This is a genomic window from Nonomuraea sp. NPDC001699 (assembly GCF_053596455.1).
The window spans coordinates 287,267-299,427 of the sequence record NZ_JBSFGF010000002.1 but is presented as its reverse complement, the minus strand read 5'-3'; the positions used below and the strand labels follow the sequence as shown (position 1 = coordinate 299,427).

At 73.6% G+C, this 12,161-nt stretch carries 15 protein-coding genes and 1 pseudogene; 2 read left to right on the top strand and 14 right to left on the bottom strand.

Annotated features, from left to right (window positions below; translation table 11 throughout):
• Nucleotides 1-3 precede the first annotated feature (3 nt).
• From ACWCSU_RS06930 to ACWCSU_RS06895, 8 genes are all read right to left on the bottom strand, one after another.
• Nucleotides 4-1,911 carry a proton-conducting transporter transmembrane domain-containing protein gene (locus ACWCSU_RS06930; protein WP_449934102.1) on the bottom strand — a complete coding sequence of 636 codons (1,908 nt, stop codon included), beginning with the start codon at nt 1,909-1,911 and terminating at the stop codon, nt 4-6.
• Nucleotides 1,908-2,213 (bottom strand): NADH-quinone oxidoreductase subunit NuoK, encoded by a 306-nt coding sequence (gene nuoK, locus ACWCSU_RS06925; RefSeq protein WP_357698325.1) that lies wholly within the window; start codon nt 2,211-2,213, stop codon nt 1,908-1,910. Before nuoK ends, ACWCSU_RS06930 begins: the two co-directional genes overlap by 4 nt.
• On the bottom strand, nt 2,210-2,707 hold the full coding sequence (locus ACWCSU_RS06920; RefSeq protein ID WP_449934100.1) for an NADH-quinone oxidoreductase subunit J: 498 nt from the start codon (nt 2,705-2,707) through the stop codon (nt 2,210-2,212). The genes nuoK and ACWCSU_RS06920 overlap by 4 nt, the downstream gene beginning before the upstream one ends.
• Nucleotides 2,704-3,624: an NADH-quinone oxidoreductase subunit H gene (locus ACWCSU_RS06915; protein WP_449934761.1), complete on the bottom strand. Its 921-nt coding sequence runs from the start codon at nt 3,622-3,624 to the stop codon at nt 2,704-2,706. The genes ACWCSU_RS06920 and ACWCSU_RS06915 overlap by 4 nt, the downstream gene beginning before the upstream one ends.
• Nucleotides 3,625-3,743: 119 nt before the next feature.
• Nucleotides 3,744-4,886, bottom strand: a complete 1,143-nt coding sequence (locus ACWCSU_RS06910; protein ID WP_449934098.1) for a hypothetical protein — start codon at nt 4,884-4,886, stop codon at nt 3,744-3,746.
• Nucleotides 4,877-5,215: an NADH-quinone oxidoreductase subunit A gene (locus ACWCSU_RS06905; RefSeq protein ID WP_449934096.1), complete on the bottom strand. Its 339-nt coding sequence runs from the start codon at nt 5,213-5,215 to the stop codon at nt 4,877-4,879. The genes ACWCSU_RS06910 and ACWCSU_RS06905 overlap by 10 nt, the downstream gene beginning before the upstream one ends.
• Before the next feature lie 190 nt (nt 5,216-5,405).
• Entirely contained in the window at nt 5,406-6,293 is an 888-nt protein-coding gene (locus ACWCSU_RS06900) for a hypothetical protein (protein WP_449934094.1), read from the bottom strand.
• A gap of 54 nt (nt 6,294-6,347) precedes the next feature.
• Entirely contained in the window at nt 6,348-6,815 is a 468-nt protein-coding gene (locus ACWCSU_RS06895; RefSeq protein ID WP_449934092.1) for an alpha/beta fold hydrolase, read from the bottom strand.
• Nucleotides 6,816-6,872: 57 nt separating this feature from the next.
• Between ACWCSU_RS06895 and ACWCSU_RS06890 the strand changes: the two genes are divergently transcribed.
• Nucleotides 6,873-7,115 carry a VOC family protein gene (locus ACWCSU_RS06890; protein WP_364090434.1) on the top strand — a complete coding sequence of 81 codons (243 nt, stop codon included), beginning with the start codon at nt 6,873-6,875 and terminating at the stop codon, nt 7,113-7,115.
• Between the two features lie 166 nt (nt 7,116-7,281).
• On the opposite strand, the gene ACWCSU_RS06885 is transcribed toward ACWCSU_RS06890, so the two are convergent.
• From ACWCSU_RS06885 to ACWCSU_RS06875, 3 genes are all read right to left on the bottom strand, one after another.
• Nucleotides 7,282-7,923, bottom strand: coding sequence for a class I SAM-dependent methyltransferase (locus ACWCSU_RS06885; RefSeq protein ID WP_449934089.1), 642 nt, complete (start codon nt 7,921-7,923; stop codon nt 7,282-7,284).
• A 42-nt stretch (nt 7,924-7,965) separates the two neighbouring features.
• Nucleotides 7,966-8,247 (bottom strand): metal-sensitive transcriptional regulator, encoded by a 282-nt coding sequence (locus ACWCSU_RS06880; protein WP_352322745.1) that lies wholly within the window; start codon nt 8,245-8,247, stop codon nt 7,966-7,968.
• A gap of 70 nt (nt 8,248-8,317) precedes the next feature.
• Nucleotides 8,318-8,893: a YybH family protein gene (locus tag ACWCSU_RS06875; protein ID WP_357698341.1), complete on the bottom strand. Its 576-nt coding sequence runs from the start codon at nt 8,891-8,893 to the stop codon at nt 8,318-8,320.
• A gap of 356 nt (nt 8,894-9,249) precedes the next feature.
• On the opposite strand from ACWCSU_RS06875, the pseudogene ACWCSU_RS06870 reads away from it, so the two are divergent.
• Nucleotides 9,250-9,363 (top strand): annotated as a pseudogene (locus tag ACWCSU_RS06870) (hypothetical protein); the annotation flags it as partial.
• On the opposite strand, the gene ACWCSU_RS06865 reads toward ACWCSU_RS06870, so the two are convergent.
• From ACWCSU_RS06865 to ACWCSU_RS06855, 3 genes are read right to left on the bottom strand one after another with little or no spacing between them, the layout of a single operon-like run.
• Nucleotides 9,327-10,415: a glycosyltransferase gene (locus ACWCSU_RS06865; RefSeq protein ID WP_449934086.1), complete on the bottom strand. Its 1,089-nt coding sequence runs from the start codon at nt 10,413-10,415 to the stop codon at nt 9,327-9,329. The pseudogene ACWCSU_RS06870 and the gene ACWCSU_RS06865 sit on opposite strands and share 37 nt — an antisense overlap.
• Complete coding sequence (locus ACWCSU_RS06860) at nt 10,412-11,395, bottom strand: iron-containing redox enzyme family protein (RefSeq protein ID WP_364090442.1); 984 nt, start codon at nt 11,393-11,395, stop codon at nt 10,412-10,414. Before ACWCSU_RS06860 ends, ACWCSU_RS06865 begins: the two co-directional genes overlap by 4 nt.
• Entirely contained in the window at nt 11,395-12,126 is a 732-nt protein-coding gene (locus ACWCSU_RS06855; protein WP_449934084.1) for a class I SAM-dependent DNA methyltransferase, read from the bottom strand. Before ACWCSU_RS06855 ends, ACWCSU_RS06860 begins: the two co-directional genes overlap by 1 nt.
• Between the last annotated feature and the right edge of the window lie 35 nt (nt 12,127-12,161).

Below are 12,161 nucleotides of genomic sequence, written 5' to 3'. Positions count from 1 at the left end.
GCCTCACCTCACGATCGCGAACACGACGGCCAGCACGACGAGGGCGACGACGGCCTGGGCGAAGTAGGTGTGGACCTGCCCGGTCTGAGGGCGTCTGGCCAGCCCGCCGAGGCGTCGTACGGCGCCGCCGGCCCGCCATACGAGGTCGTCCAGCCCTGCCTCGAACGGGCTCCCGGCCAGCCGCGCGGCCCCCAGCCCCGCCCGCGCGACGGCCTCGACCGCACCCTGCACGACCCGCTCGTCGAACCACGCCACCCACCGCGCCGCCCCCAGCAGCGGCCCCCATACCACACCCCGCGCCACCCTCTCCAACCCCAGCCACCGCCCGAACACCCCGCCCGCGTACGGAAACGCGGACGTCCCGGGCCGCACCGCGATCGCGGCGGTCACCAGGGCGAGCGCCGGGATCCCGGACAGGGCCAGCTCACCCGCGGTGAGGCCGGGCGCGCCCGGATCCCCGACCAGCCGGGACCACCAGCCGTGCACCGCAGGCAGCCCGACCACCCCGAACCCGGCCGCCACCAGGGCGAGCACCGGCAGCGGCAGCAGCTCCGCCCCCGCCGCCCCACCCGAGGCCCGCCGCTCGGCCCCGGTCGCGGTCCCGGTCCCTGCCCCTGCCCCGGCCCCGGTCGCGGTCGCGGTCGCGGTCCCGGCCCCGGTCGCCGTGTCGGCGGGTCGCCAGACCTCGGCCAGCGCCTTCCCCGCGTACAGGGCGGCCACCATCCCCGCCGCGAACGCCACCACGCGCAGGCCCGGCTGCCCGACCCCGGCGAGGACGGCGTCCTTCGTCACCCACAACGACAGCGGCGGCACCCCCGCCAAGGCCGCCGCCCCCACCGCGAACACCACCCCCACCAGCGGGAACCGCCGCGCCGCGCCGTGCAGCCCGGCCAGGTCCTTGGTGCCGAGCGCCGCCAGCCAGGCCCCCGCCGCGAGGAAGAGCAGGCTCTTGACCGCCGCGTGCGCGACCAGGTGGGCCGTCCCGCCCGACACCGCCGACACCCCGGCCGCCAGCACCATGAAGCCGACCTGCGCGCACGTCGAGGCGGCCAGGAGCTGCTTGAGGTCCCGCTGCGCCACCGCCACCAGCCCGAGCAGCAGCGCCGTCACGGCCCCCGTCCAGGCCACCACCGCCGCCGCCCAGCCGGTGACCGCGAGCAGGGCGTGCAGCCGCATCAGCAGGTACGCCCCCGCCACCACCATGGTCGCCGCGTGCAGGAAGGCCGAGACCGGACTCGGGCCCACCATCGCCCGCGACAACCAGAACGCGAACGGCCCCTGCGCCGACTTGCCCAGCGCCGCCAGCACGACCCCGCCCGCCACCAGGTCGCGCCACGGCGGCGGCAGCCCCGGCAGCCCGGCGAGCGCCAGCCCGCCGCCGCCGGCCAGCGCCGCGCCGCAGGCGACGTACAGGCCCAGGTCGCCGGCCCGGGTGGTGACGAAGGCGACGGCGCCCGACCGTACGTGCTCCCGGTCGCGCCACCGGTAGCCGATCAGCGCGTACGACATCGCCCCCATGACCTCCCAGCCCATCAGCAGCAGGACGAGGTCCGTCGCGGTCACCGTCGCCAGCATCGCGCCCAGGAAGATCAGCATGAGCCCGTGGAAGCGCCCCGACCGCCGCTCCCCGGCCGCGAACACCAGCACGGCCAGCCCGACCGCCGCCACGGTGACCACCATGACCGCCGAGAGCCCGTCCACGGCCAGCCCTTCGCCGAAGATCAACCGGGCCGTCGCCGAGGGCCTGGTCACCGCCGCGTGCACGGCCAGCCCGAGCGTCGCGACGGCCGTGGCGACGGACAGGGCGGCGGACAGGGCGGCGGACAGGGCGGCGGCGGCGCGGCGTACCGGGATCAGGAGCGCGCCGGCGACGGCGGGCAGCGCGGGCAGCAGCCACAGGGACGGGCTCATCCTTTGAGGTCTCCCGCGGCGTCGGTCATGTCCACGTCGCGGGCGCGGAAGACGGCCGTGGTGACCGCGAAGCCCATCGCCATCTCCAGCGCCATCACGGTGACCGCCACCAGGACGAGGACCTGGCCGTCCGCGGCTGCCGGGGCGACGTGGTACCAGAAGGCGCCGCCGGCCGCGATCAGGCCGTTGATCATGAGTTCGAGGCCCATCATGAGCATGACGATCGACTGCTGGGACAGGACGCCGTACAGGCCGACGGAGAACAGGGCGGCGGCCAGCAGCAGGAAGGCCTGGAGCGTCACCGGTCGTACCGTCCCCGGTGGGTGGCCAGCAGCACGGCCGAGATCATCGTCGCCAGGATGGACACCCCGACGACCATCATGACCAGCATCTTCGGCCCCATCAGGGACAGGCCGAGCGCGTGCGTGGGGTCGGCCGGCGGCCGTCCGCGCCGGCTCGGCGGGGCCGCGAGCAGCGCCCCGGCCGCCAGCAGGACGAACACCGTCCCGGCGATGGCCGCCGCGCCCCGCCGGTTGTGCACCATCTTCATCGGCATGAGCCCGGCCGGGTTCATCATGTACATGATCATGAAGACGGCCATGACCATCATCTCCATGACCATCATGAGGACGACCAGCACCCCCAGGTACTCCAGGTCGATCAGCAGCAGCGTCCCGCCCACGGCCAGCAAGGAGACCAGCAGCGCGAACGTCGCCCGCGCCATCGAGTCCACCACGAACACCGCCACCCCACCCGCCACCGCGACGACCGCCAGCCCCCAGAACGCCGCGCTCATGGCAGCACCGCCATCGCGACGACCAGCAGTTGCAGGAGCGTGAGCGGGATCAGCACCACCCACGAGAACTGCACGAACCGATCCATCCGCACAACCGGCACCCGATGCCTGACCACCACCAGCACGGCCAGCACCGCCACGGTCTTGAGCAGCCCCCACCCCCAGCCGGGCAGCACGGGCCCCGCCGCGCCCCCGAGGAACAACGGCACCGCCCCGGCCGCCGCCACGACCAGCAGCGCGTACCGTCCGGCCAGGAAGACCAGCCGGTCCGGCCCGCCCAGCTCGCCCGGCACGCCGCCGCACACGTCCCGGCCGACCGGCTGCCCCATCGGCCCCCAGAACGCCATCGCCACCGCCGAGACGAGATAGACCACGAACGCGACCGGCATCCACACCACGAACCACAACCCCCGCTGCGCCGCCACGACGTCCGCGAACCGCAACGACCCCGCCCCCACGCCCGCGGTGATCAGCACGAACATGTGCGGCAGCTCGTACGCCATGCCCTGGGCCAGGAACCGGTAGCCGCCGACCAGCGGCCACACGGCGTTGACCCCCCATCCGACCAGCCACAGAGCCCCCCAGACGCACACCTCCATGGCGTTGAACCACACCACCCCCGCGCCCATGTCCAGTACCGGCGCACCCCCGACCGGCAGGACGACGGCGGCCAGCAACGCGGCCAGCGGCAACACCACGACCCCGGCCCGGGTGAGCAGGACGTCGGCCCGATCCGTCCGCCGCCGCTGCTGCACCACCAACCGCGCCCCCTCCCTGAACGGCGCCCCCACCACCCCCCGGACCCCCCGGGCCCCTCCGAGCGCCGCGTCAAAGGCCGCCGCCCCCCACACCAACACCGCCATCCCCAAGGCCACCACCCCCGCAGCCATCCCCAAGGCCATCACCCCCGCTGCCATCAGCACCCCTTCGCCTCCTCGCCGCCCCCTCCCCAGGCCCCCCTCGGCAGCGACGACACCCCAACTCACCACCCGGCCGCCCCGCCCCCGACTCACCGGCTCGGGCTGCCCGCCCGGACTCACCCGTCCCGCGTTCCGGCCTCCGCCCCCGCTGGAAGTCGGTCGAGGTCCGGATCGAGACCGGCCACGATCAGCCGTGCCACAGCGAGCTCGGCACCGACCAGAAGACCCGGCAACAACGCCAGCACCTCACCCACCGACCCCCTCCCGCCACCGAAGGCCCCGACGCTCCCTTCGCGCCCACCCCACTCCCTCACCACCCTGGAACCCCCGTCACGCTCACCCGCCTCCCCGGGCTCCGCCACCCCGACCATGGCTTCGATCTCGTCGAGCCATCGGTGCAGGCGATCCAGGGCGTCCCCCTGAAGCCGTGTCGGGGCGTCGGGGCCGATCTGGCCCGCGCCGCGCAACATCCACCGCAGCACCCACGACCGACGCACCCGCCGCGTGAACCGGACGCACCGACGCCTGTCCCCGTCATCGACGGCGCCCGCGAGCAGGCGATCCCTCAGACGACGGGCCTCTCTCGCGGCAGCCGGCCACCCGGCCACGCCGAGCAGCCTGCCGAGGCTGTCCAGACGGGCCGCCGCCGTACGCCGCCGCGTCTCCTCCCGGCGCTCCCCCGGCCGCGCTTCCCAGAACGCACCCCGCGCGCCCTCGGCCGAAAGGGCCCTCACCTGCGCCTCCTGGATCACGTCCCCTTGCAGGACGGTCTCCACCACCAGACCGGCAGGCCAGTCCACGAGTACGGGCCCCAACGGCACGTGCAGCCGATCCAGCTTCAGCCCGTCCCGATCGGCCCCTCGCTCAGCCATGGGCGGTTCGCCCGCGCCGTCCCCGGACGAACCCGAGGCCATGTCACGGGCGTCCGCCCACTGACCCCGCTCATCCCCCAGGACGCGAGCCGCCCCGTCCAACGCGGCCACGACCTCACCACCCGAGACGTCCGGCGGCAGTCCCACCAACGCCCTCGGGACCGGAACGGCCCCCCAGACCCCCCGTACGGCCCCCGCCAGCTCCGGCCCCGGACGTCCGCACACCACCACCAAGCTCGCCTCCGCCGGGGACGCCGCCACCGGCCAGCCACGACGGCCCACCTCCGCCTCCACCAGCAACCGCGCCCCCGTCCCGTACGGGGAGGGGACGACGAGCACCCGGGGCCGAAGCGCCGCCTGCCGAAGGAGCCACCCCCTCAGGCCCACCGGAACGCCCCTTCCCGCCACGCGTACAGCACCCCGACCAGCAGGAGCCCCAGGAAGGCGAACATCTCCACCACCGCCGGGACCCCCACCTCGGCCACCACGAGCGCCCACGGGTACATGAAGACCATCTCCATGTCGAAGGCCAGGAAGACCAGCGTCACGGCGTACCAGCGGACGTGGAAGCGCGAGACGGCGTGCTCCCGCGCCCGCGCCCCGGACAGGAACGGCCCCACCCGCACGACTCCCCGAGGCGACAGGACCAGGGAGGCCAGATAGACCCCGGCGACCCCGGCGGCGAGCAGCGCCACGAGCCCCAGCACAGCGCCCACCGCTCTCACCTGCCGCAGAGCCCCGAAGATCAGTACAACCTGCTCCTCACCGTAGCAACCGAGAACCACCTTCCCCACGACCGACATCCACCTGCGAACACCCCCGTCACCAGCCCAAACACGACGCCCCGCCGGCAAGCACCCGCACCCCGGCGCAGCCCGCCGACGAGAGCCGGGGCCGAGGTCGGGATCAGCGTCCGATGGTGAGGGTCTCCGTCGAGCCATCCGCACCGGGAGGATCCTCAGCATGCGAACCGGGACGGCGGGACCTGCCCACCAGACGAGGCAGGCGTAACGCCAAGAGCATCACCAAGGCGCCGCCCACCGCCGCCGGCAGCAGCGCGTACGCCGGAACCCCACCCCCCAGAACCCCATCGGCCGCCCCCTCACGCCCCGCAGCCCCGGCGCCCGGAGCCTCCACGGACGGAACCCGCCCGGACGGAACCTGCCCGGACGGGCCACCGGTGGTCGCGCTTCCTTCGGCCTCCGCCTCGCCCCTCGTCAACACGGGCGCGGTCTTGCCCGCAGGGAACCCCGGTGGCCGGACCGCGCCCCAAGGGTCCTCCCCTCCCCCACCGAACGTCGCCACCCTGTCCGGCGGCACCGGGTCGACCACCAGCCGCCCCGGAACCGTGAGCGTCCCCACCGCATAAGGCTCGAACCAGCCCTGGACGCCCGTCACCTTCCACACCCCGTCCGGCACGACCACCGACGTGGCGTAGTGGCCGGCCTCCGGGAGCGGGGTGCCGAGGAAGGTGACGGTCCTGCCGTCGGCACGGGTGAGGCGCAGGCCGACGGGGTCGAGCTTGCCCACGTACGGATGCGTGCCGTGCTGCAACACCCAGAACCCCACCGTGTACGGAGTCCCGCCCGCGAACACCGTCGGCGGCGGATCGAGGTAGGTCACCGCCCATCCCCCGCGTACGGACGCGAAGGCCGGAGCCTCCCACCGGACGGACGCCGCCAGAGCGGCCAGCACAACAGCCACCACGGCGACCACCCGAACCGCCGACACGACGGACAGCCGGACGGTCGGCACAACGGCCGCAACCATCGGTACGGCCAGAGTTCTCTTCATCGTGCACCTCCGCACCCCATACACCGCCCGGCCCCGCCAGGTTCCACCCGCCGATCAGAGGAGCAGCTCGCCGATCGCCTCGGCCACGGCCTCCGGCTGGGACTCGGGCAGGAAGTGACCACCGGGCAGGACGAGGGTGCACAGGTCAGGGGCCCAGGAACGCCAGACGGCCGCCGGGTCGAAGGGCAGGGCGTGACCGCCCGGGTCCTGCCAGACGGCCGGCGTGGGAGCCGCGATCAGGCGGCCCGCGGCGCGGTCGGCCTGGTCGTGGGCCACGTCGTCGAAGGCGCCGGCGCGGTAGTCGGCGCAGATCGCGTGGATGGCCGAGGGGGTGCGGCAGGCCGCCAGGTAGGCGGCGCGCACGTCGGGCGGGACCGTGTCGGGGCCGGCCGACCACAGGTCGAGGAAGTGGCCGAAGAACAGGTCGGGATCGGCCTGTGCCGGCGGAAGCCGGGAACGGAGAGGGCGTGCATGCCGGAAACCCTGCCAGTCGGGTGCGACAATTTCCGGTACGGCGAGCACAATGGAGTCAGCACGAATCAGGGCGAGAATTCGGCGAGGGGCGAGGAGGCTTACGCCGTGTCCGCCACCGGAGGCGAATATCTGACCGCGATGCTCGACGTTCTGGTTTACGAGAACGTATTGGTGGCCTGGCGACGCGCGCCGGGCGGTTATCTGATCGTCACGCATGAGGGCGAGGAGGTCCGGCTGACCGCGCAGCAGGCCGGGATGTGGGCGCAAGGGGCGTTCGCGGTCTATCTGGCGTTGGTGGATCAGCGTCGCATCACTCCGCGCATCCCCGGCGACACCGCAGCACAATAACGCGCGCAACAACAAAAGCCCATATTTCCCGATTTATCGCCAAAGTCACCGCGACGAAACCGGCCGGTCAACCGGGTTTTCCGGCACGTCCCGGAATGTGCCGCAGATTCGGGCCGGCCAGACAACCGGTCAAACCGGTTTTTTGCCACAGGTTCGGATCGGCCGGTCAAGCCGGTTTTCTGGCGCGTCCCAGAATGTGCGGCATACTCGGCGACAACGGCAACGGCCGGAAGGCGAACCGTTCGCGCTCCTCGACCACCAGCCCGCAGTCGGTCATGGCGCGCTCGGTGTCGCGGTTGAGCCGGCACCCGCCGGCCATCCGCCGCCACAGCGGCGTCACGAGATCCTGCACCAGCGCGCCGGCGGCCCGCGAGGAGCGCACGTGCTCGTAGAACCGCACCTCACCCCCGGGCCTGAGCACCCTGGACACCTCGCCGAGCGTCACCCGCTGGTCCGGCACCGAGCACAGCACCAGCGAGAGCACCACGGCGTCGAAGGAGGCGTCCTCGAACCGCAGGTCCGCGTCATGCCCGGCCACCACCCGCACGGACACCGGCGCACCGGCCGCGGCCCGGCCGGCCAGCTCGCGCAGCCGGTCCTCGGGCTCGACGGCCACCACCTCGCGCACGGTCGCCGGGTAGTGCGCGAAGTTCATCCCGTTGCCCGCGCCGAGCTCCAGCACCCGCCCGCCCAGCCCGGCCAGCAGGCGCCGCCGGTGCTCGGCCGCCCCGCGCCGCTCCGACTCGGCGCTCATGCGCTCGTACGCCTGCGCGAAGCGGGGATTCTGGAACCGCGAGAGATCCTGCACGTCCCCCAAGCTAACCCGCCCCTGGGAAGGCCGCGCGGGCCGTCACGAACGGACGAGGCGGGCGATGGCGTCGGCCGCCTCCTTGACCTTGGCCTCCGCCTCGGCCCCGCCCTTGCGTGCCGCCTCGACCACACAATGCGCCATGTGCTCCTCCAGCAGCGACAGCGCGAACGACTGCAACGCGCTGGTCGTCGCCGATACCTGGGTCAGGATGTCGATGCAGTACTTGTCGTCCTCCACCATGCGCTGGATGCCCCGCGCCTGGCCCTCGATCCGGCGCAGCCGCCGGAGGTGGTCCTGCTTGCCGTCGGTGTACCCGGCCATCTCCCGGTCCTCTCGCTCGCTACACCGACCGCAACACGGTACCCCCCTACCGTATTCCGAGCGAGATCCGTCAGCCGCCCTGGTTGTTCATGAAGCGCGAGATCAGCCACTGGCTGCCCTGGTGCGTGAGCACGAAGAACTCGCGGTAGTTGGTGTCGCCCTGCTTGCTGGTCGAGCGCGCGAAGGCGTCCTGGCTCCCCATGTTGCGCGTCTCGTCGATGGTGTGCGTGGCGTTCTTCACGTCGTTGCCGTCCTGGAGCTTCTGCTGGAACACGGTGCGGATGGCCTGCGCGCCCGTGGCCGTCGCCTCCCCGTCCATGGCCACCACGGCGTCGTCGGTGAACGACTTCACGATCTGGTTCACGTCCCCGGACTTCAGGGCGTTGAAGTAGTTCTGGACGGCGGCGCGCGGCTGGGTGGCGGCCGGCGCGGTGCCCGTCGGCGTGGCGGTCTCGGTGGTGGTCTCGGTCGCGGTCGGCGACTCCATGCCGGTCTCGGTGGGCGTCATCATGGTCTCGGTCGGCGTCGCCGGGCTGGCCTCGCCCTTCATCGCCTGCGTGTTGCTCCCCGAGGAGCAGCCCGCGACCAGGACGACGGGGACGACAGCGGCCAGCAGGAGTGCCCTGCGCTGAAAAATCTTGCTCATGGCCGGGTTGATGCCCGCGCCAGTCGTCACCGAATGCCCGGTTTAGGCACTCCGCACGACCCCTTTACCTCGGGCCGGTATTACTCACGGTCACGCTTCACTGTCATTGGTGTGATCGTTCAGAGCCACGATCGTTGCCGCGCCGAGACCGGACGGGGAAGGCCCGCCTATAGCGTCCCTCCAGTGCGGCCAACACAGGCGAACCCCGAGCCACTGCCCCAGCGCGAGGACGCCGAACGCTGCGCCAGCGTCCGGTCCGGGCGGCGGTGCGTCCTGCCTGCGGCTCACCGTTCCCCGCACGTCTTTCCACCGGTCGAGGCCGTGTAGCCGGCCGGTCGGCGGGGCAGGTGACGGCGATGGACGAGCCGACGACCACCGTCACACCCTGTGCGGACGGACCGCTGCTGATCCGGGGCTCCTTCGAGCTGCTGACTCAGGACGGCGAGCCGATCGACCCGGGAAGGGCCACGGTCGCGCTGTGCCGGTGCGGCCGATCGTCGACCAAGCCGTTCTGCGATGGTTCGCACAAGTCCGTCGGCTTCCAGGCGTCCAGCGAGCCCGACCCGCCCGCCGACTTCTGAGCCCGTTCGCGCAGCCACCGCGCCGAGTGGGCGGCCGGCGCGAGCCTGCCTCCCGCGTACGGCACGCCGCCCGTGCACGCCGCGCCCACCGCCAGCCAGGAGCACACCGCCCGCTCCAGCACCCACACCGGCGCGAACAGCGAGGCCGAGGCGGGGAAGACGCGCCTCCCTCCGGCCCGCCGCCGCCCGGCCTCGGCCAGCCCGACGGCCGCCCCGGCGGCGGCCAGCAGCGGCAGCGGCCGGCGTACCAGGGCCAGCGCGGGCAGCACCGCCAGGAAGGACGCCAGCCGCACCGGCTGCGCGAGGTCGTCGTAGGCCTGCCGCACCCGCTGCGACCAGAACCGCCGCGCGTCGCACGGCAGGCGGCGGACGTACAGGCCGGGCGGACGCAGCTCGCGGCCGCCGTGGGCGCGCACGGTGCGGACGAGCTCCAGGTTCTCGAACAACACGTCGCCGTCGTAGCCGCCCATGGCCAGGAAGAACGACCGCCGGACGCCGAACGTGCCCGGGTAGTCGGCGCCGAACGCCCGGTTGAGCAGGGTGCGGGCGGTGTCCCAGCGGGCGTGCCAGGGGGCGGGGTCGAAGTAGTTCTGCGGCCTGACCAGCTCGGCGTCGGCGAGCAGGGCGTGCGTCTCGGCCAGGGCGGCCAGGTCGTAGCGCACGTCGTCGTCGGCGATCACGACGCGGTCGCCCCGGGCCAGCCGCAGCCCGGTCGTCACGCCGTTGACCTTGCCGTTGGCGAAGGACAGGCCGGCCGCCGGGCCGACGTGCCGGACCAGGCAGCGCCATCGGCGGGCGTGCCGGGCGTACAGCTGGGGCGGGCTGCCGTCCACCACGGTCACGCGTACGTGCGGGGCGAGGGCGCGCAGGTATCCGGTCAGCTCGTCGAGGCCGGAGTCGTCCTGCCAGCGCAGCGGGATCACGTAGTCGAGGTCGATCACGCGGGCACCGGCCGGTCGAGCAGGGAGGAGGCGCCGCGTTCCCAGCGGCCGAGCACGTGCCCGGCCCAGCGGCGTTCGAGGGCCAGGGCGCAGGCGGCGCCGTACAGGACGTCGCCGGTCAGGGCGGGGCAGGCGGACGCGAAGCCGCCGCACAGGTCGCCCGCGGCGATCTGCTCGTGCACGGCGTCGGCCTGCACGTGCTCCTCGAAGAAGCGGGCCGTCGCCGCGTCGCCGCCCAGCCGGCGCAGGCCCATGGCGTAGCGGCGGTTGGGCAGCGACGAGGTCATCTCGATCGCGGCCAGATGTCCGACCAGCGCGCCGCGCAGCCGCCGGTGCAGCCCGAACAGCGACATGGCGTTGCTGACGGCCAGCGTGACCGCGGGCACCCTCGGCAGGTACGCGCCGTAGGAGTCGTCGAGGCCGAGGCCGCGCATGGTGTGGCCGAACAGCTCGCAGTGCATGCGCTCGTGGCGGCCGCCGCCGTACTCGTCGGCCTGGATCTCCACCAGGGCGGCCTTGGACCGGCCGCGCAGGCGCGGGATCGCCCAGGTGTGCGGGTCGGCCTCCTTCAGGTGGTAGATCGAGCGGTGGACGACGAACTCGCGGAAGGTCTCGATCCCGGCCTCGCGCTGGAGGAACAGGGAGACCGACGGCTCGTCCTCGTCCTCGGCGGTCATCGCGGTGAGCGCGCGCCGCACCTCGCCGGGCGGCACCGGCCCGGGACGCGGCACGGCCTCGGCCAGCTCCCGCTCGAAGCGGCCCTCCAGCAGGCCGCGCAGGCGCAGCAGCGACGGCTCCCACTCCCAGCGGTCGTCGACCTCGTCGAAGCCCTGGTAGTGCAGCTCGTAGCAGGCGAACAGGGCGAGCTGGAGATCCTCGTCATCGGCGGGGGCGGGCGGCTCGGGCAGCGTCGCGGGCGGCCGGGCGAGCCGGTCGAAGAGCAGGTCGGTGAGCGGGCCACGCGCGGGCGGCAGGCGCATCACGCGGCCTTGCGGTAGACGGAGACGTGCGCGCGGCTCTCGTCGGTGAACGGGGTGCCGATCCAGTCGGCCCAGCGGTGTTCCAGGGCCATCCCGGCCAGCCTGGCCATCAGGTCGAGCTCGCACGGCCAGGCGTAGCGGTGGTCGGCGGGCAGCAGCCGCACGCCCTGGTCCGTCAGCCGTACGCGGGTGGTGCGCATGTGCTGGGTGGCGGGGGCGAGGGTGGCCGCCTCGACGAGGACGACGTCCTGCGCCAGCGACAGCAGCCGCAGGGCCGAGCCGTCGCGGAAGGCGGCCGGGTCGGGCACCCACGCCTCGACCACGAACCGCCCGCCCGCGCGCAGATGCCGCGCCGCGTTGGCGAAGCAGTTGACCTGCGCCTCCTGGGTGGGCAGCGCGAAGATCGTGTTGATCGCCAGCACCACCAGCCCGTACGAGCCCTCGACCCGCTCGGCCGAGAAGTCGCCCACCGTCACGGGGACGGCCTCGCCGCCGGGTTTGGCGCGCAGCTCGCGCGTCATCTCCGGCGAGGCGTCGATCCCGGCGACGCTCAGGCCGCGGGCGGCCAGCGGGAGCGCCAGCCGTCCGGTGCCGATGCCGAACTCCAGCACCGGGCCGCCGTCGGCCAGCGCGGCCAGCCGCTCGACGGCGTCGCCGGTCGGCAGCTCCGTCACCGTGGCGTCGTAGATGTCGGCGATCCGGCGCCCGTAGGCGGAGGGGTCGTAGGCCACGCACACCCCCTGTCCCCGTGTTTCAGCAGGTCAAT